The following is a 20,781-nucleotide window of genomic DNA, read 5'->3' on the forward strand; positions in this document are numbered from 1 at the left end:
ATTGATCATGTCAGAGTGGATAGTCGCAATGAAAGATGCAGACCTGAAAGAAGAGAAGATCAAGGTCATTAAAACAGAGAACAAACAGATCGCCCTTATCAGGAAAGATAATGATATCTTTGCACTCCTGAATGAGTGTCCTCATGAAGGATGTCCTCTTAAGAACGGAACACTTGAGGACTATACACTTAAATGTGCCTGCCACAACTGGGGATTTGACATCCGCACCGGAGAGAATGTTGATACAGGAGAATATATCGATATAGATGACCCAAGGGTGGACATCTTCGAGACAAAAATAGAGGATGGTAATATAGAGATCCTTATTTAGGACATACCCTTACAAGAGGATTAGGATCCTTATATATCCGTCAGTGCATACACAGTAACACTTCCTGTTATGACCATGCCAGTAGCATATGCCATGAAGCATGGATAATTTATTTTATACAGTATAGCATATATTTCCAGGTAATGATCTGAATAGTGAATTACAAATGTCCGGAATACTGGAATTAAAGAACACTTACAATATAAATATATATTTATATTATAACTGCTTAAAAGGTATTTTAGATTATAGGCATACATGGAGCGGGGCTTGCTTCATGCTATTTTAATATATAGAGGTGGAAAATTGTACAGATCATTCAAGAACTCAGAAGCGTTATCTCCGGTCATAGGAACCATCATGATGGTAGCTGTAGCCGTCATCCTTACAGGAGTTATTTTCTCAGTAATAGGACCTGACCCTATAAGGAGTGCCCCACAGGCAGGCATAATAGCATCCAGCGACAGTATCGGCTCAGACATAGTCGTCAAGTTAACACATCAGGGTGGCGAAGAACTAATATTCACTGAAGCACAGACAAAGATAATTATTTCAGGCAGTTCTAACGCTGATGGTACTGTATCTTTCTCAAACCTTGTCACTGAAAGCGACAGGAAATTCACTACTGGCGATTCACTCTACCTGTACATTGCAGGTGGTGACGTATGCATTGGTAACAGCACTCTGCCAAATGCTGACCACACCGATATCGCTCAGAGTGGTGAGACAGTTGATATCAGGGTCCTTGATGTCAATAGTCAGCAGATGATAGCTGACATCAGTGCCAGATTCTAAATATAAGTAACAGGTCATTTGTTTGCGTTCTTCTGGAAAACGAAGAACGTATAACCATATTCATCTGAGTGTTCTTTGAAGACCTCTATCTCTTTTCTGGAAAACTCGATTATCATTTCTGCTTCGGTGTTCCCTTTATATTTATCACTGATATCATCGAGTCTTTTTTCCAGAGGGATGTAATAGTCATCCCACCAGGCAGAAGCTGGCAGCTTAAAGCGGTCAATGATATTATATCCTGCTGACGTGATGACTTTTTCAGTGTCAGGTATATCCCTGATATCAGGATAGCTTTCCTGCCAGAACTGAAGTGATTCCGCAGAAGGTTCATCTTTGAACCATGTTGCTTCTGTAACTGCCATATAACCTCCTTCTTTCAGGAATTGTTTCCAGTATGAAAGTCCTTTTTCAAAACCAATGATAAAGATAGAACCTTCAGCCCATATAACATCAAATTCCCCGGCTTCGAACGGAAGGTCATCCATAGAAGCACAGACCGTACTAATCCTGTCCTCAAGTCCCTCTTTTGCTGCATTTTCCATCAGTTCATCCAGAAATGGCTGGTAAATATCAGTTGCAGTGATGTGACATTCATTGCAGATCCTTGCAAGATGGATCGTCTGCATACCCACACCACAACCAATGTCAAGGATCCGGGATACATCTGGAACAGAGGGTATTGTCCTGAAGGCCTTTTCAGTACATTCATTGCTGCCAGGACCCTGTCTGGGCAATCCGTCAAATATCTCAAAAATAGGTGATTCACTCATAAATATTTTTAAGGAAAATACAGATTAAATCTGTTGTGCTCTGTAGTTAATAATTACGTTTTTAAAACATGCCAGTGAGAACTGAATATATAAAGTACCAGCACACACTGAAAGTAGAACATGATCAGAAGATACACTGGAAGAAACGGGATAGCAGGAGATCTGTAGCTCCTGACATTATCCCTTACATTACATTTTATTTGTTTACCTGAACTTGTCAAGATAGTACTTGAAGAAATTCTCAACGGTCACGGTTGTAACTGATGTATCGGTGTTGCCTCCATTATCCATAACAGTAAGTGTTACTGTGTATACACCTGCCGTGTTGTATGCATGGAAAACGGTCGAACCAACTGCAGTTGTACCATCACCAAGGTCCCAGGTATATGACATTATAGTTCCGTCAGGGTCATAGGAACCGGTGGCTGCAAGTTTCATCTTCTTTCCAACCCTTGCATCATACGGACCATTTGCATAGGCGACCGGTGAAAGGTCTGAAGGAAGAACTTCTACTGTCAGGACTCCGGTATCAGTGAGATAGCCATCTGTTACCGCAACATCTATGGAATGTGTACCTACCTGACTGATATCAGGTGTCCACAAGAGGTTCCCTGTTGAAGCATCAAATATAGCTCCCACCGGAAGGGAAGCTGCTGAGAATAAGAGAACGTCATTGTCTGCATCCGTTGCCTGCAAGGTCAGGTCAAGGACCTTGTTCTCAGTGATCTGCACCGTGCCGGTATCGACCAACACAGGTCTTGAATCTATCAGTATTGTGGCATCGTTCACAACATAATTTGCGGAATTTGAAGAAGCATCACTTACAATGACATTCTCAAGACCAAGAGTCATATATCCGACATTATTTCCAGCATTCATGGTCAGAGACGCAACCGTACCTGCCTCTGATACAGGCGTGTTCCCAATGAGCGCAGAATAGACAGTTCCGGAACTGGTACTGCTCTGCATATTCTCTTTCACTTCAAAGACGGTTGATGCACCATAACGGGAGAAGATATCCCCTTCTGAAATAGCAACAACTGAAGTACTCTCATCAGTATACGTCATATCGAACTGTACACCGGAAACAGGAATTACTGGCATAAGTTCTACCATTACATTAAACGTGCTTCCCGGCTCTACCTGATAGGAAGATGGGATCACACTTATCTCGCTTACATCAACCTGTTCCGAACTTGTGTTCCCTGCAAGACCCAGAACAGTGATAATTGTCATTAGGATAAAAATGAAGAATAGATTAGATCGTTTTGGAAGATTCATGAACGCACCACATTTGAGGATGCTTGTTTATGCATATTAGGGTAATGAGTATGGATCACCCGAATATGTACATGAAATAAGGAAGTGTGTACATAAATAACAGTTTATCTCAGAATAAACTGGAAAAGTGATACTTTTAATCATTATGTCCTTGAATATAACCCTATTCAAATGAACAGAAGAATGAGAAACATAGAAGAGTGAATTTTTCAAAGGCTTTACAGAGGGAAGGTTCGATACACATGCCATAAAATGAAGGTTGTGGAGTTGGAGGTAGAATTGATGGCGTTGTGACCCTGTTTTTTACTGTAAAGCCTATGAATTTTATTGTGGAGTTAATTTTTAGTGATAATTGTGATATGATATTTCGTTTTTGAAATATGAAAGAAAGAAGTTTTTCCGAAGAAAAACTTCTTAGTACTACATTTAGAGAGCGTAGTTCTCTGGCTTGAAGACTGGTACTTCTGTCTTGAACTTCTCCATGCATTCGCTCATGAATGTCTCGGACTCTGAGGTGATTGCGTCGAGTTCTGCGGTTGCCTTTGCGAGTGCACCGAGCTCGAACTTTGTCATCTCAAGACCCTCTGCGTTGTTCAGAGTGTCACAGCATGCTACTGCAGCGTTCTTTGCACGGAGGAAGATGTCGTCTCCGTCCTTTACGATTGCTTCACCGACTGCGTATGCGTTGTCGTATGCAAGGACATATGACTGTGGGTCTCTGAATCTGTCGGAAGCCATGAGGAGGTCTCTGAGGATCTTCTCGTTTCCTGACTTAAGAGCTGTGTTCATGAGAGCACAGTCGTAGTTGAGGGACTCGGACCAGCACTGTACTGATGTACCACCGAATTCTGCGTGGTATTCAACAGACTCGTTTGACCAGAGGTCACAGCACTGCATGATAAGGTTACCCATGACATCGGAGTGTGCACAGGTGGATGTCTTACCTTCAAAGGACATTGGCATACCGGAGATTGCCTTTACGATGATGTTCTCGTATCCACAGTCCTTTCCTGGACCTACTGCGCCAGCCTCGTATGCTGCGAGTGATCTTGGAGCGGAGATTGCTCTTGCGAGGATTGCAAGGGTGTGTGCAAGGTTCTTGTCGAGGAGACCACCTGCAATGAACATTGCGGTGTTTGCCTGTGCACAGTCTGTGTCACCAGCAGCGGTTACGCCCTTCTGCTGAGCTACCTTTGCGATCTCCTGCCAGAGGTATTCCATGTCCATGGTACCGAGGCAGCCGATTGCGTAGAGCATACCTGGAACGTCGTTCCTGAGTACTGCGTAGTCGAAGATCTCCTTTCCACCCATTGATTCAATGGAGAGAAGGTCTGCGCCGCTTTCTGCGATCTGTTCGAAGGACTCCATGACCACTGTCATCTTGTCGCCTCTGAGCTCCATGAACTCTTTGTGCTCTCTGATGTCACCAGGGGTGTGTCTCAGTGCACATTTGATTCCATATTCTTCATGGTACTCTTCCATGATGGTCTTCTGTGCGTGTGCTACAGCTGCTCCCCATGATGGGTTGTTGGTCATCTGCTGAACGTGCTCTGTCTCAAGTACTACGGATGGGAAACCGACCTGGACCATTCTAGCCATGATGTCTTTTGTGATTCTCTGGTACTCGTTTACGAGCTTCTCCATAGACTCACCAGCTTCTGGCCTTGGTGCGTAGTTAACTTCTGCAGTTGTGTATCCTGCTCCTATCTCGAGGTCAAGACCTGCTTTCACAGGTTTCTTTGCGTTACCGAAGACCATCTCATCTGCTTCGGAATATGCCATTGATGTAAATCTGTTAATTGCCATTTGTGATCACCTTAGTGGTTGTGGAATTTCTCTCTCAGTGCTGCAATGTCTGCGCCTGCAATGATAGCGTCTGCCATCTTTGGTGCGTCTGCTGCTTCTTCTCCGTATACACCAAGTGAGTAGGTTGATACGAAGTCCTGGTTGACTGCTCCGCCACCACATGCGAATGGAAGCTCAAGTCCGCCTTCTACAAGAAGGTCGTTGACTTCCTTGAATGCGTACATGGTTGTTGTCATGAGTGCAGTTCCGGTCATCATGATTGGCTCGTATTCCTTGACAGCTGCGATTGCTTCTGCTGCTGGGACATCTCTTCCGAGGTCGATGACTTCATAGCCGTTTGCTCTGAGGAGAGCTGCTACGATTGACTTTCCGATGTCGTGTACGTCACCTTCTGCGACCATACAGACGACCTTGCCCTTTGGCTCTGGTGTGGAATCGCCCTGTGCCTTACAGAACTCGATACCCTCAAGCATTGCGTCTGCGGACATCATTACGTTTGGAAGGAAGATTACACCCTGGTCATAAAGGTCTGTTACTACCTTCATACCGACCATAAGTGCATCGTCGATGAGTGCGATTGGGTCCTTGCCTGCTTCGATAGCTGCTTCAAGACCTTCGATGACATCATCTTCTTCACCCTCGAAGATCGCTTCTGCGATTGCTCTGAATAACTCATCTTTTGGATAGAGTTCAGCTGCTGCTTCCTCAGGGGTCATTGATTTTTCCATTTTAACGTTGTATCTGATAAGGATACCTTCTTTGTCTACTATTAACATTCTATACCTCCTTCAATTTGGATAGTTTAGTTCTTTGAGCTTGGGTCAAGCTCAATCCAATCTACACAAAAAGGTTCTCTCGAACCTCAAAATACCCACTTTTTTCATGATATATAAAGGTTATCTTGCTAATGTACACATATATAAGTATTACTATTTGAGAAAAATCAAACCAATATAAAAATTAAGATTTATATGCGTTATTGATAGTGTTTTTTTAATTCATGTGCATTTGTGTAATGCAGCAGCTACAAAATATAGGCAAATGTTATTATATAATGAATCAAAAGATTATCTAAAATAACTATATAAAAAGAAATGTATTGCTCAGAATATACAATAGACAATAACATACAAAATAGTAAAAAAAGACTACCGATGCATATCGATATTAAAAAATACAAAGAGAATAAAAAAAAGTTACCAGAAAAAAGACCATTACATTTAAATAGAACAACATTCCGGATTTTAGGTTTAGCAGACAGTAAATTCAGAGAGTAATTGATAAAATCACAATCCAGACACTCATTATGAATAAAAATGAAAAAATAACTAAATATAATAAAGTAGACATAAATTACTCAGGAATAAAGAGTAAGATATCTGGAAAAAAGCCACATCCTGACCAAAAGAGATATATTATACCATTTCTCTGCTAACGCATATCGTTATTGGGTCATCATCCAGTTGCCCCGCAGAACAGCGCATCTCAACAGGTATGACCTCACTTTCTGAAGATTCAAAAGGAATAGTACAGACATGTGCCCTGCCTTCCAGTATATCCCTGATCTCAGCTGCAACCTCAAGAAGCATCTTCTGTGGATAGATATTGACGAGGTTCATTCCGATCAGGTCATTTTCCGAATATCCAAGCCGTTGGTATGAATAAGGATTCGCATAAAGTATACATCCATCACTATCCAGCATGAACACCATATCGTTCATTGACTCGAAAATTACCTTCAGGTTCCTGATATTGTTCTGTACATCGGCCTGCTCACGCATACGACCGATGACCGGACCCATCTGGGAAGCTATCGCTTCCAGGGAGTCCCTTACCTCAAAAGGCACTGCATAGGCACTATGGGATGATAACATCAGTATGGCTACAAGCTCCATACCATACCTGATAGGAATAAGTGCTGTGGCTTCAAGTCCTTCAAAGCTTAATTTCTCACCAGGAATCATCGATGTCAGTTCATAATACCGTGTATACAATGGATACTCTGTCTTGAGAAGGCGCGCATGGATGGACTTGCCACTGTAATGTCTTGCACCCTTTACAAAATCAGATGACAGGCCGGAGTGAGCTACTATGTTCATATCTCCGGTGGATCCATCTACCAGATAAAGTGCACCACAATCAAGATCATCCATCTGAGTGGTGAATTCTACCAGCTGTGAGAACATATCACCGACATCACCAAGCGGACTGAAAAGCATACCCATATCAGAGCCTATCTGCATGAAGCTCTTCACATTCTTGCGCTCGGTTATGTCTACAATGATACCCTGGATATACTGGACATTTCCTTCTGCATCACGTTTGATGACCGATCTCTCATCAACCCACCTGACCTCTCCTGCTTTTGTAAGGATACGATACTCAAAGGACAGATTTTCCTCACCTGAGAACATATCATATTCCATAGTGAGCCTTTCAACATCAGAGGGATGAACAATATCACCGTAGAGAACATCGCCTGACATCAGCGCATTGGCATCGTAACCGAACTGAGAGATATTCTCTGATACGAATTCGACCTTCCAGTCCTCATCAGGCCTCCAGAAGAAGACGACAGCAGGACTGCTCTTGATAACTGTTTCCAGTACCTTCTGAACTTCTATAAGATCTAGTAGTTCCTTTTCCTTCTGCTTCTGGTCGGTTATATCCCTGATAATAGCCATGATAGCCGGGCTGCCTTCATGATCGATTATAGAGGAGTTGATCTCAGTAGGAGTATTCAGTCCATCCTTTGAGACCAGTTCTATCTCGTATTTCAGGGAAGCTTTACGGTTCTTTTCGAGACTGTTCCTGAATTTCGTCATCACAAGGCGTTTGTATTCAAGGGGCAGAAAATCCTCGAATGGCCTGTGAATTACCTCTGCTTTTGAGAAGCCTGTTATCTTACTGAACATCATATTGGCAAATACCAGCATCTCATCCTGCACCACGATTATAGCATCATTACCTTCTTCTACAAGTGTGGAATATTTTTTCTCAGAAGCCTTGAGCTCTGCTTCAGCCTGCTTCCTTTCAGAGATGTCCCTGACAGCCATCATAACAGAAGGTTTTTCCTCATGCATGATGAAAGAAAGACTAATCTCAGCAGGGAAGGCTCCTCCAGCTTTTTTCAGGAACTCGATCTCATCGTTCCTGCGAATACTATGCCTGTCTTTCAGTACTTTCTTAATACGTTTACCGACCATCCGCTGATAGTCGATCGGTACATGATCAAGGAAATTCTGTTCAAACAATTCCTCCCTGGAATAACCGGTCAGTTCAGAGAATTTAGAATTTATGAATTTGAAAATATCGTCCTGCAGAATGATAATACCATCATTACCCTTCTCAACAAGTTTTGAGTATTTCTCTTCAGATGCCTTAAGCTCAGCTTCAGCCTGCTTCCTTTCAGAGATATCCCTGACAGCCATCATAACAGAGGGATGCTTTTCATAGGATACATAAGAAAGACTGATCTCGGCCGGGAAGGTATTCCCATCACTTTTCAGGAACTCTACCTCATCATTCCTTTTGATACTCCGTTTATCCTTCAGGACCTTCTTCAGCCTCTTTGATATCATTCGATAATATTCCAGAGGAACCGCTGAGAAGAATTCACTTTCCTGAAAATGATCGATCCCGTAACCGGTCATCTGGGAGAATTTCGAGTTTACAAAGCTCAGTTTTCCATCCTGAATGATAAGGATACCGTCATTGCCTTTCTCAACAAGTGTGGAATACTTTTCCTCAGATGCCTTGAGTTCAGCCTCGGCCAGTTTTCTGTCAGTTACATCCTCTATGGAAAGGAGGATACGTCGCTCAGAGCCAATACCGACATCAAGAGGTCTTGCAGTCAGACGCATTGTCCGTATACCAAGACCCTCAATAACACAATCTACCTCCTGGTATTCAAAGAAATAGTCCTCTTCAAGTCCTTTCTCCAGAAAAGCAGTCAATTCCTCTTTGTTCTCATTGCTGAGACTCAGAAAGTGTCGGCCTTCGGTGTTCTCCGGCTTTAGTTTGAAAAGATTATAGAAATATTCGTTAGCAGAAAATACATGGAACTTGCTATCGAGTATCAAAAGGGGATTCTGTATGCTGTCAACAATATTCCTGCAATAGTTCTTTTCTGAATCCCCGGAGACATTGGGACCAAATTCCCCTTTCAGGGAGAGGATCCCATGGAAAAGGTAGTTACCATCCTGCTTGACCCGGTAAGTATTTTCAACTACATCGCATGCCCTGCCATCGGCAGAGATGATCCCATACTCTGCAGTAAAAAAAGAACTTTCATCCCTGTGATTGAATTCCAAGAAACTTTCTGTAAGCTCTTTGTTGTATGAAGGATGTACTATATCCGAAAAAGTGATATTTCCAGAGATGAGATCATCAGGAGAATAGCCCAGAAGTGAGATATTATCAGAGACAGATATCACTGGCCTTGCAGCACCATCGCCCCATAGAAAGGAAATGATAGGTACCGGGTTTGCGGACCTCATATCCCCCATACAGGACATATGATCTTTTTCTATCTGATCTTCAGAATTGATGATACGACCACCTTCTGTGATATATTCTCTCACGACATTATAGATGAAGTGTTTTTACTTATTCATATTAGATTAAAAGTTACAGTTATTATGCATTCTTGAAAAAACCACTTTTCTGAACTCTTTTCTTTTCCGGGAAAAAAGGAGATGTTAAATACATGTAAGATCCAACCATAATTTGGCTCCCGTCTGAATGTTGTACTTCCTTCAATCCAATCTACACAAGAAGGGGCGTGTTTGGATGTGAGCCACCTGTTCCTTCCAATTGATCAAATGTCAATGTACGTGGAATTTCTCCCTTAGTTCCCCAATACCCTTGTTCTCGATTATCATGTCCGCTATCTTCGGAACAAAAGCAGCATCCTCACAGTATATCCCCAGTTCATACTTCATGACGAAATCCTGGGTCACAGCACCGCCACCACATACGAATGGTATATTTATGCCATTCTCAAGCAAACGGTCATTGACCTCCATAAATGAATACATTGTAGTTGTCATAAGGGAAGTGCCCGTAAGCATGATAGGCCTGTACTTAAGCACTGCCTGGATCACCTCGTCAATAGGAACATCGCTTCCAAGGTCAATGACCTCGTATCCATTCGACCTCAGGAGTACGGTCAGTATCTTCTTCCCGATATCATGGATATCCCCTTCGACGACATAAGAGACAACAGTTCCCTTATATTCAGGGGCCTTTCCGGATATCTGTTTACAATATTCTATGCCATCACTCATCGCACGGGATGCTATGACAACATCCGGAAGGAACAGTACACCATCATCATACAACTGGGAGACAATATCCATACCTCTTATGAGGGCATCATCAATAAGGTCAAAAGGATCTTTCCCGGCATTTACCGCCTCTTTAAGTGCAATAATAACCTCATCCTCATCGCCTTCATAGACAGACTCGACAATATTGCGCAGTAGTATATCAGAAGGGAAAAGTTCTCTTGCTATCTCGTCAGGTGTAAGTTCTCTTTCGAGTATGACATTGTATCTGACAACGATACCTGTCGGATCTATATCCAGCATTGAGCCTCCGTTTTTGAGATTCGTTTTCTATAAGGTCGTACGTGCCTGAGTACAGGCAGCAATTTGCGATAGCAAACAGATAATGTATATACAAATTACTAACGGCTTATATTAACAGTAGATCTGATATGTAAAGGTAACGTCTAAAAAAGAATAGAAATTTTAAGGTAGAGAACTATTTTGCGTCTTTATTTTCTTCCCAGATACCAAAGATGTTGCCTTCGGTATCCAGACATATAGCAAGATAACCCCATCCGGGAACAGGCATCTGGTTAAGGACCTTCCCGCCGGTTGCTTCTATCTTTTCAGCATACTCCTTTACAGAAGGAACCCCGATATAACTGGTCATACGCTGTTCCGGTTCTCCTCTAAGACCCATTCCACCCCCTATACCAGCTTCACCATCAAGACCGGTACTTTCAAAGAGATAGTAATCCATATCAGGCATTGGTTTCTCGAATTTCCAGCCAAAGAGGTCGCCATAGAATTTCTTTGAGCGCTCAACATCATCTGCAGGTATATCTATGTGAACAAAAGTTGCCATTGTATTAACCCCTTTTAGAATAAGGTCCATGATTATAAATGATCTTGTATCCGGTCACCAAATCCTTTATAGTATACTCTGCCGTTTCCCATTCAATGAACCCGGGATCCAAAAAACCCTACTTTGAACTAATAAGTGGTTCTGTTCTTTTCGGACTCCTTGGTGTTTTTGTCGATCACCTGGAAGCCGTACCCACCGGGCCGATGATATTCTATAAGCAACTTTTCGGTGTCCTTGCGTTGCTGATCTTCATAATGATCACAGGGCAGTTGTCCGGGATAGTACCCCGAAAAAAGAAACGTTACCTGTTACTGCTCGGGCTCATAAACACATGTACTATTTTCACATATTTCATATGCATCAGGTACACAAGTTTCTCAGTAGCCATACTGATGCTCTACACTGCACCGATGTATGTGACACTTCTCTCACCGGTAGTACTGAAGGAAAAGATCACACGTAAAGGAATACTGGCACTGATACTATCGTTAACAGGACTGGTGTTCATTGTCGATATGGGTAATGTTACAGAAGGATTCTCAACCGGCAACGGATACTTCATTGGTATCATTTCAGGCATGCTCTCCGGTCTTTCCTTTGGAAGCCTGATAGTGACTATCCGCTATACCAGAGATGATCACTCAAGTATTGCCCAATTGTTCTGGTTCACCCTGATAGGAGTTATCCTGTTGCTTCCATTTGCGGGAAGGGTCTCAGCTCCAGTACTTGCTGATAACCTGAGCCTGCTGATAATATTCGGTGTAGTGAACACGGCCCTGGCTGCTCTGCTATACATCAGTGGCATATCGCAGATAGAGGCTCAGAAAGGCAGTATACTGGCTTTACTGGAGCCTGTCAGCGGCATTTTCTTCGACGTGACAATACTCCACACACCCCTACTTGCAAGTACGATGACAGGATGCATTTTCATTCTTCTTGGAGCATATGTTGCAGTTATGGAAAAAAGCCCGGGGATATTCGGAAAGTATTTTAAAATACAGGTATGAGAATCGTTTTCAGGTATTCTGACCGGATAATTAGTTTTATATACCCATTTCAACATATTTTGAAGTATCTGGTGCTGACATTAAACTCCAGTTGCCAGATCAACAGTGTTAACTGCGAAAAATATTGGAGATAAATATCATGAGAATGCTTGAAGAATTCTTCCCTGAATTTACTGAAAAACTTGACGAGATAGACAAACTCTATGCTGAGATGAGACCTATCGATGAGAAAACATACCAGTACCTTTGTTTTGCGCTGTCCATCAAAGCAAGGTCAAAACCATGTGTCCTTAAACACTTCAAAGGTGCACTGGAAGCAGGAGCCACTGTAAAGGACCTGTCCTACATATTTGCACTTACCATGAGAGAGGCAGCCGGTGCCGATGACTGCTGGACACATGACGTGATCGGTGACTGGAAGGAGATCCTTGAGGGGAACGTTAGTTGTACCTGCTGTGGCGATGAGGAATAATTACCATATCAATACAGGAATGTGTCCTGTTCACACATTCCTCCATTTTACTGGATATTCAGCTAACAGCGAACGGTACTGCTGAAAAACATCCAGTTTTTAATTTTGACGCAAGCTTTTAAAACCATTCACATTCAATGATTCGTATTGAATTCTGTTACCACAGGCCGCAGGCTAAAGGAAAGATAAAGGAAGATACACATGCCATCTGAAGTAAAGGTCAATTCATCAATCTGTGGATTCACCCACAGGATAACAGGACAGCTTGAAGGAAGAAAGACGGTCATCACCGATATCGAGACTGATTGCAGCAAGGTTGCCAAAATAGCTCACATGGAGATACCAAAGAAGCAGACCCTGAACATAAAGGAGAACTATGTAATGGACCAGGCACAGGACCACTGTTGTGCCACATGTATCGTACCAGCAGGAGTATTGCATGTATGTAAAATGGAACTTGGTATGCTTTCCCCGACCCTTGCAAAGCAGTCCGAAAGAGTGAGCATTGAGTTCAACGTTGATTGATGAGGGTTCGAATGTCAACAACGGTAACTGTGAATTCAGCTATCTGCGGGTTCACCCATAAGGTCACGGGAGAACTTGACGGCGCGAATATCATAATAGATATAGATACACCATGCGAGAAGATCAAGCAGATGTCACACATGGAGATCCCCATGATGGAGACCATGGACATCAAAGACAATTATGTCATAGACATGGCAAAGGAAGCACAGTGCACACCTGTTTGCCTTGTGCCTGCCGGAATCCTCCATGTATGCAGGATGGAAACCGGAATGCTCTCAAAGAACCTCGCTAAGAAGTCAGGAAGAGTAAGTATAGAGTTCGATGAGCTATAGATCACACATTACTATAGTTCATAGTCAAGTTCATCGTATCATTTACGACAGATATTAAAAAGAGATGGAGGAGATGGGTGCTGAGCATGCACCCATTGGAATCTTTCCCTTTAAGAATCCTGAGACCGGCATCTATTGGAGAGATGGCAGTTCGTTTTTCGTAAAGATGGAATCGATATTGCGTAAGGGGGACGCATTTACCGGTCTCATTTTGAAGGCTGGGATATCCGCGCCTTTTTTACCGTATGATGATAGCTGGTAGCTCATTCTACTCATCATACATCTTCTGAAATGGTTCAGGTTTATCAACCCATATCTCAGTTTTGTTGCTATATCCATTTTTTCACCTTCTTTTGCCTTTGTCGGCAGATTATATCTGACTTTATAATATATAAGACTATTTACTAATTCGTGTTTCTGTCCTATTTTAATAACACAGTAAATACCGGTCTGAAAAGAATGATGACTGAACGAATTAAAGCCGTTAATGTAAAAAGACTTTTGAACCATTGGGATAGATATCGATATAGGAGGTCTCATATGGACGACAGGACTCAAAAAAAGGAAAAGAAAGTAGAGGATATTGAGATTCCCAGTCTTGATGAACAGATAGATACATGGTGTACGGTCCCGGAGCAGAGTGACGAAACCAAGAGTGCGTCAGACCTTGAGGTCGATGCATGGTGCGATAATACCACTGTGGAAGAAGAAGAGAAAAAGAAAAAAGAAAAGCAACAATAGATATCGCCTTTTTAGCTGCTTTTCTGAAGAGAAGTATTATTGTATTGCGTCAGGAACCCTTCTCCATCTCAGCGAAATATTCTTTTGTCTCTGATATCACGACCTTTCTCAATGCTATGAGAGCTATCAGATTAGGGACAGCCATCAGACCATTGAATATGTCAGCCAGTATCCAGATGACATCCAGAGTAAGGAACGCTCCAAGCGCTACCATCAGTACATAGACAAACTTGAAAGGTAGTATGGCTTTCACACCAAATAGGAACTCGGTACAACGTTCAGCATAATAGTTCCATCCGAGAATGGTCGTAAATGCAAAGAACATCAGTCCGACTCCCACCACATAGGTACCTGCATTTTCCAGTACGGATGTGTATGCATAGTTTGTCATATAGGCTCCGGCAAGTTCACCTTTCCATGAACCACTGATGATGAGCACCAGTCCTGTCATGCTGCAGACGATAATTGTATCAAAGAAGGTCGCGGTCATGGAAATAAGACCCTGTTTTACCGGACTTGTGACCTTAGCTGCTGCTGCTGCTATGGGCGTACTTCCAAGTCCAGCCTCGTTAGAAAAGACACCTCTTGCCACACCAAGCTGTATCGCCATCATGATGGATGCTCCCAGAAAACCTCCTGTTGCTGCTGTCCTGGTGAATGCCGACCTGATAACCAGGGCAATTGCAGAGGGGATCTGCTCAATATTCAGGAACAATATCAATAGCGAACCCAGCACATAGGCAGTGGCCATGGTCGGGACCACCAGTTGCGCTACTTTTGCGATACTCCTGATGCCACCAATTGTCACAAGGAATACCAGTATGGTGACAACTGCACCGGTGTAGATCACAGGGATATCAAATGTTATGTTCGCGGAATCTACAATAGCATTCACCTGGGTGAAGGTGCCTATTCCCATACATCCGACAAAGATACCGAAAACAGCGAAGATCTTTGCGAGCAGGCCGCTGTAAGACCTGTCTGCAAGACCATTTTTTATATAATACATGGGACCGCCGGAGACCTGTCCCTTCTCATCGAAGGTCCTGTATTTTACCGAGAGCATGCACTCTGCATACATGGTTGCCATTCCAAAGAATGCAGCCACCCACATCCAGAACAAAGCACCGGGTCCTCCGGTCTTTATTGCTGTTGCAACACCCACAATATTACCAGTTCCCACCGTGGCTGCAAGTGCAGTGGTCAATGAACCAAAGCTGGTGATGTCACCCAACGATCCTTTTTCAGGTCTTCCTGACAAGGTGACATATCTCAGGGCAAGGGGTAATCTGATGATCTGGAGAAAACCAAGCCGGAATGTGTAGAAGAATCCCGTTCCCACCAATAAGGCCAGCAATGGCGGACCCCATACTAAGCGGTCGATCTCTGTGAGATATGCAAGCATAGACGAATGATCCGGCAGATACCCTATCACATCAAGTAAACCCATACATAACTCCGTTAAAGTTTATGAACGGAGTTACATATATAAGTATTTCATAAATTTCAGCTTTAATATCGAGATTATCAAATTAGCTCATCTTTTTCTCCATTCTAATTTGACAAGCTTTTTCTCACACATAATTTGCAAATGAATTTGGATTTTTGACCTTGTTTTGCAAATTTGCAATCAGCATCAATTGATAAACAACAAAGTTCATGGTAACATAGAGTTCTCTGCTTCCTTTTCTGATTGATCTAACATCAAATTTGAGAATATGCTTCACATGCTTGTGAAACCTTTCACAATCTTGTCTTGTCCCTTTTTTCTTCTGGAATTCTGCATCCTCCATGTTCTGATTTCTTAGATACATTCCAACTTGCTTTGACCTTCCATGTTTGTAGAGGAACTTCAATTTTCTGTTAAGTGGAAAGTGGGGGTCTCCCCCACTTTTCCACATCTTGTTCATCCAATGATTGATTCTCTCTATTCTTCCTTCCTCACTGACAACAGCATCAGAAGGAAGGGATATTGTAGGATTCACATTAAGATCATTCCAGATATCTGCGTAGTTAGTGAATGAATCATATGCACCATCCAAAGCATATGAATCAACTTCAGGATTCAATCTTTTCAAGAACTCAATATGCTGTTCCAGTTGTGGAGAATCATGTGCCAGTCCCTTTGTATACGTCATGTACAATGGACAAGTTCCGATTAATGTGATATGCGCTTTATCCATTTTACAGTTATAATGCGGATTATAATCACTATGCTTGTCGTACCTAGAAGCTTCAATAGGTGTTGAATCTGTTTTTAGGTCCTTTGAAGATGTTAGATCTAGTATTCTCGAAGCTACTTTTTGCATTATTTCCCGGAATCCATTTTCTCCTAACCTGTATTTCACAAAGTGGTGAAGTGTTGCTCCAGTTGGCATTGAAATATCATCGTTCGTATTAACAAAACGAAGAAGCAGAGCTTCTTCATCTGTTAGCGATGAGATAGTTTTGTCAAATGAGAGTTTTCTGAAACACATGACAATGGTGAGTTTTATCATAGAAGAAACACGATACTTGAAATGCCAGTCTTTATTGGAATAGTAGTTGTTTTCAACATGCTGTGCGATATCATCGATATTAAGAGAATGTAGCAACCGGCAAATTGACACATTATCTTTACCAACGTAGTTTCGAATGGAGTCCTCAAAGAGGACTCCTTTATACACAGTACAAATATCCTCCATGAGACTGGCCAAATTTATACTATATGAATCTATTGACCTAGCTACTGTTTTTTTTGGGGGGGGGGGCGAGGTCTTAAAGAAAAAAGAGGTAAGCTTTTAAGTCAAAATTCTAATTTGATGGACTCAATATCAAACTTTAGATATATCCGTCCCATCCTGATCCACAAAAATTGCCCTGATGCCAGAATCAATAGCAAGCATGTATAGATCTTCTTACAGGACAGATCCATATCTTAAAATAGTAGTGAGAGTAAACTTTATAAATTATAAGATATGACCTATAATAGGGAGAGGTGCAAATACAGAGCTTAGCGGGGGTGCTCTAAGTCTGTTCATTTGATCCGGATCCCCGATATAATCCAGAACAAACTGATAGTGTGAACTATAGGGGGAAGATAGGGTATGTATGAACCCATCAGGAAACAAAAAGAGATATTAGAAGGGCTTAAGAAGGTCAATCCTGCTCTTGAGGTAAAATGGGATGAAAGGACCGGAAGTCCGAAAAGATTGAAAGGAATACTTACCAGTATCGGACAGCAGGACCCGGGCAGAGCTGCTTTCGACTTTATAGAAGCTAACAAGGGACTATTCTTATTAGATTCCGTTCAGAAGGAAATGGTCCTGAAAAGAATAGATACGGACAGGATAGGTGCAAAACATGTCCGTATGCAACAGGTCTACAAGGACCTGCCTGTATTCGGCAGCGAGCTCATTGTTCACATTGATGCCAACAGCAACATAAAGGGAACCACTGGTAAACTGGTACCAGCTATCGATCTGCCTGATAAACCAAAGATAAGTGCTGAACAGGCGATGAAAGAGGTCCTTGGTGACCAGAAGGATAATGTTAAGAGCCATATCCATGCAGAGCCAAAACTCATGGTGCTGACCCAGTTCGTGGAAACACCGCATCTTGTCTGGCATGTGACCGTCAATGGTATGGACAAGACACTTGCAGGTGATGATACACCTGCTAAATGGGAGTACTTTGTCGATGCACTGGATGGCAAGGTCCTCTGGAAGTTTAACAATGAACAGACACATACCAGCACCACGGGTTCAGGTATCGGAAGATACTCAGGAGCTGTTACTGTCAATACGGTACACGACCACGGTGCAGGAAATTACCTGCTGGAGGATCAGGGTGTCCCAACTTCTGCAAGGGTTGTCACACATGACGCAGACGGAGGATATCCACCTGCCGATGTTTCAGAGGATAATAATAACAACTGGTCAGCAGCAGCACAGGGACCGGATATCGACTGTCACCTCTACACGAGGATTGTCTTCGACTATTTCTTCACCGTACACGGACGTGACAGCTATGATGATGCCGGTGCCGACATGCACATCTATGCGAACTGTGGTACCGACTGGAACAATGCATCCTGGAACGGCAGTTATGTCAAGATAGGAAACGGAGACGGAATACGCTACAGCCCTCTATGTGCACTTGACATCATTGCTCATGAGTGGACACATGCTGTGACCGAGTACACCGCCGGCCTTGTCTATAGCGGGGAATCGGGTGCCCTGAACGAATCCATGTCCGATGTATTCGGTTGCCTTATCGCAGGTAACTGGCTCTTCGGAGAGGATGCATGGTTGCTGGCTTCCGCACCTGGATCACGTAACCTTGAAGACCCGACAAACGGAGGTCAGTATGACCCGACTGATCCTATAGACAGTGTTATTGCAGGTCATCAGCCGGACCATATGGACGATAAGTATACCGGTACAGCAGACTATGGCGGAGTACACATAAACAGCGGTATAATGAACAAGGCCGCTTACCTTATCGCAACAGGTGGTACACACAGAGGTATCAGGATATGTGAAGGGCTAGGAAACGATGTGCTTGGACTCCTGTATTACCAGGCGCTTACAACACACCTTGTCTCAAGTTCCGATTTCAGTGACATGAGAGATGCGGTACTGGATTCACTGGATGACCTCTACTCGACCAACCCGCACTATTCCCGCTGGAGAGCAAGCATCATAAATGCATTTGCTGCTGTGGGTATCGGTACGGCAGTCACATGCCCGATAACATGCTGGATAGCACCATTCATCTGTCCACCATCACCACATCTGGTATGCCCTCCATCACCTCGTTTCATGTGCCCGCCGGCACCGTATATCTGCCCGCCTGCACCTGACTTCGTGTGCCCACCATCTCCTATGATTGTATGTCCACCATCGCCATATGTTGCATGTCCACCGTCACCGGGGCTTTCCTGTCTGCCGGGACCTGACCCACTGCCATATACACCTGAGATACGTGTGAGACATCCTGTCATCTCATTGAAGACGGACATAATAGAGATAGTCGGAATCGGTCCTGAGATCGCTGCACTCTTCAAGGCAAGGTCGATCTCGACCCTTGGTGAGTTCCTTAAGGCAACAGAGAACAAGAAGAACATCTCTGAACTTTCAGAGACCCTGGGCATCTCAGCCACAAGGATCAACGACTGGAGAAAGAAGACACTGGTATTGCTTGGAGAAGTTAAGTGAGCAACTTGAAAAACAGTCCGGGAGATGATCCCGGAAACTTTTCTATTTCAGATAGCTTTGAGCTTGTGCCATATTTCCCCTTCCGCATCAACAAAGAGGATGAACTATGGGTCATCAGGAACCCCCTGACCGGACAGGAGAACGAACTGAACGAGGCCGCCTTCTGGATGCTCAAACTCTGCGACGGGTACAGGACACTTGATGAGATCATCAATGACATCTCCACCGCCTACCGGACCGACAGTGACACCGCATATGCCATGAGTGCACCCCTGCTTGAGAAACTCACCGGGGACGGAGTGCTATGGTGGCGCAAAGGAAGACTGAACTACTGGAAAGTACCTGCACCTGCCGGTGTTCTCTGGGACCTTACTTCAAGATGTAACCTCAGATGCAAGCACTGTGTCGTAAGTGCAGGAGAAGCAGGCAGGGATGAACTAAGCCTTGATGAATGCCACAGGCTGATAGACCAGTTCGCAGAGTTCGGTATCGGACAGCTTATCCTCAGCGGTGGTGAGCCAATGGTAAGAGAGGACTTCTTCGATATTGCTGAATATGCTACTGAAAAAGGACTTCTGATACAGGTAGCCACCAACGGAACCCTGATAGATGAAAGTGCAGCACAGAGACTTGCCAGTATAGGAGCATCTACACAGGTGAGCTTCGATTCATCCGAGCCTGCCATCCATGATGATTTCAGGCAGCACTCTGGTTCGTGGCTGAGAACGAAGAAAGGTATAGAGCATCTGAAAAAGGCAGGTGTTCCTGTCACTCTAGCCGTGACAGTGACCACCATGAACATCGATGATGTCCCGCATATCTATGAAATGGCAAAGGACATGGGAGTGCAGACATTCCGCATACTGCCTTTTGTACCATTTGGACGTGGGAAGTACGCTGATGAACTGGAAGTATCGCCGGCGAGAATGGGTGAACTGACAGAGTTCCTGCATTCTAAAAGGGATGAGGACGGTCTCAACATTGCACCAATGGAGTTCGAATGTACTTTCAGCCCTCCACCAGAACAGGGAATAGATAATGATACCAGAATAGGATGTGACGGAGCCATATCATACTGTACTGTGAATTCAAGTGGAGAGGTACTTCCATGCAACTACTTCTCAGGAGCAGATGCAGAGAATATCAGGGAACATGATTTCAGATGGATATGGGACAATTCCCGTTTCCTCAACTATTTCAGGAGCCTGAAAGCAACTGACGTGAAGGGAAGCTGCCAGGAGTGTAGCTGGCTTCCTGTTTGCAGAGGAAGCTGTATTGCCGCCAACTTTGCACACGGGGACATGTTCCAGTCGAACTGTCACTGCTGGCTGGTTAATGAAAAATGAATTTCCGGCTCTGTAGAATTCCTGCCATTTAAACTCTAA

18 protein-coding genes are annotated in these 20,781 nt (G+C 43.5%); 9 read left to right on the forward strand and 9 right to left on the reverse strand.

Annotation, left to right across the window (positions count from 1 at the left end):
- The first annotated feature begins 7 nt into the window (after positions 1–7).
- Positions 8–331, forward strand: coding sequence for a Rieske (2Fe-2S) protein (locus tag V7O63_RS09835; RefSeq protein WP_340818325.1), 324 nt, complete (start codon positions 8–10; stop codon positions 329–331).
- Positions 332–637: 306 nt separating this feature from the next.
- Entirely contained in the window at positions 638–1,126 is a 489-nt protein-coding gene (locus V7O63_RS09840) for a type IV pilin N-terminal domain-containing protein (protein WP_340818326.1), read from the forward strand.
- A gap of 14 nt (positions 1,127–1,140) precedes the next feature.
- On the opposite strand, the gene V7O63_RS09845 is transcribed toward V7O63_RS09840, so the two are convergent.
- From V7O63_RS09845 to V7O63_RS09875, 7 genes are all read right to left on the reverse strand, one after another.
- Entirely contained in the window at positions 1,141–1,896 is a 756-nt protein-coding gene (locus V7O63_RS09845; protein WP_340818327.1) for a class I SAM-dependent methyltransferase, read from the reverse strand.
- 204 nt (positions 1,897–2,100) lie between these two features.
- Complete coding sequence (locus V7O63_RS09850) at positions 2,101–3,132, reverse strand: PKD domain-containing protein (protein WP_340818328.1); 1,032 nt, start codon at positions 3,130–3,132, stop codon at positions 2,101–2,103.
- Between the two features lie 471 nt (positions 3,133–3,603).
- Complete coding sequence (gene mtaB, locus V7O63_RS09855; protein ID WP_340818329.1) at positions 3,604–4,983, reverse strand: methanol--corrinoid protein co-methyltransferase MtaB; 1,380 nt, start codon at positions 4,981–4,983, stop codon at positions 3,604–3,606.
- A gap of 11 nt (positions 4,984–4,994) precedes the next feature.
- On the reverse strand, positions 4,995–5,759 hold the full coding sequence (gene mtaC / locus V7O63_RS09860; RefSeq protein WP_340818330.1) for a methanol--corrinoid protein MtaC: 765 nt from the start codon (positions 5,757–5,759) through the stop codon (positions 4,995–4,997).
- A gap of 639 nt (positions 5,760–6,398) precedes the next feature.
- Positions 6,399–9,566 (reverse strand): PAS domain S-box protein, encoded by a 3,168-nt coding sequence (locus tag V7O63_RS09865; protein WP_340818331.1) that lies wholly within the window; start codon positions 9,564–9,566, stop codon positions 6,399–6,401.
- 243 nt (positions 9,567–9,809) lie between these two features.
- Positions 9,810–10,574, reverse strand: a complete 765-nt coding sequence (mtaC, locus tag V7O63_RS09870) for a methanol--corrinoid protein MtaC (RefSeq protein ID WP_340818333.1) — start codon at positions 10,572–10,574, stop codon at positions 9,810–9,812.
- 175 nt (positions 10,575–10,749) lie between these two features.
- Entirely contained in the window at positions 10,750–11,118 is a 369-nt protein-coding gene (locus tag V7O63_RS09875) for a VOC family protein (protein ID WP_340818334.1), read from the reverse strand.
- Positions 11,119–11,213: 95 nt separating this feature from the next.
- On the opposite strand from V7O63_RS09875, the gene V7O63_RS09880 reads away from it, so the two are divergent.
- From V7O63_RS09880 to V7O63_RS09900, 5 genes are all read left to right on the forward strand, one after another.
- Positions 11,214–12,125 (forward strand): DMT family transporter, encoded by a 912-nt coding sequence (locus V7O63_RS09880; RefSeq protein WP_340818336.1) that lies wholly within the window; start codon positions 11,214–11,216, stop codon positions 12,123–12,125.
- A gap of 139 nt (positions 12,126–12,264) precedes the next feature.
- Positions 12,265–12,597: a carboxymuconolactone decarboxylase family protein gene (locus V7O63_RS09885; RefSeq protein WP_340818338.1), complete on the forward strand. Its 333-nt coding sequence runs from the start codon at positions 12,265–12,267 to the stop codon at positions 12,595–12,597.
- Between the two features lie 201 nt (positions 12,598–12,798).
- Positions 12,799–13,122: a hypothetical protein gene (locus V7O63_RS09890; RefSeq protein WP_340818339.1), complete on the forward strand. Its 324-nt coding sequence runs from the start codon at positions 12,799–12,801 to the stop codon at positions 13,120–13,122.
- An 11-nt stretch (positions 13,123–13,133) separates the two neighbouring features.
- A complete protein-coding gene (locus tag V7O63_RS09895; RefSeq protein ID WP_340818341.1) occupies positions 13,134–13,457 on the forward strand; it encodes a hypothetical protein in 324 nt (107 codons plus the stop codon).
- Positions 13,458–13,997: 540 nt separating this feature from the next.
- Positions 13,998–14,198 carry a hypothetical protein gene (locus tag V7O63_RS09900; RefSeq protein ID WP_340818343.1) on the forward strand — a complete coding sequence of 67 codons (201 nt, stop codon included), beginning with the start codon at positions 13,998–14,000 and terminating at the stop codon, positions 14,196–14,198.
- Positions 14,199–14,247: 49 nt separating this feature from the next.
- Here V7O63_RS09900 and V7O63_RS09905 read toward each other — a convergent pair whose 3' ends face one another.
- Positions 14,248–15,648 (reverse strand): sodium:alanine symporter family protein, encoded by a 1,401-nt coding sequence (locus V7O63_RS09905; RefSeq protein ID WP_340818345.1) that lies wholly within the window; start codon positions 15,646–15,648, stop codon positions 14,248–14,250.
- A 124-nt stretch (positions 15,649–15,772) separates the two neighbouring features.
- Positions 15,773–16,882 carry a transposase gene (locus V7O63_RS09910; protein ID WP_340817689.1) on the reverse strand — a complete coding sequence of 370 codons (1,110 nt, stop codon included), beginning with the start codon at positions 16,880–16,882 and terminating at the stop codon, positions 15,773–15,775.
- 402 nt (positions 16,883–17,284) lie between these two features.
- Here V7O63_RS09910 and V7O63_RS09915 point away from each other — a divergent pair, with 402 nt between their 5' ends.
- Together V7O63_RS09915 and V7O63_RS09920 are read left to right on the forward strand one after the other, a co-directional pair.
- Positions 17,285–19,396 carry a M4 family metallopeptidase gene (locus V7O63_RS09915; RefSeq protein WP_340818347.1) on the forward strand — a complete coding sequence of 704 codons (2,112 nt, stop codon included), beginning with the start codon at positions 17,285–17,287 and terminating at the stop codon, positions 19,394–19,396.
- Entirely contained in the window at positions 19,393–20,742 is a 1,350-nt protein-coding gene (locus V7O63_RS09920; RefSeq protein ID WP_340818348.1) for a PqqD family peptide modification chaperone, read from the forward strand. The genes V7O63_RS09915 and V7O63_RS09920 overlap by 4 nt, the downstream gene beginning before the upstream one ends.
- Positions 20,743–20,781 lie beyond the last annotated feature (39 nt).

The sequence above is a fragment of the Methanolobus sp. WCC4 genome (assembly GCF_038022665.1).
GTDB lineage: Archaea > Halobacteriota > Methanosarcinia > Methanosarcinales > Methanosarcinaceae > Methanolobus.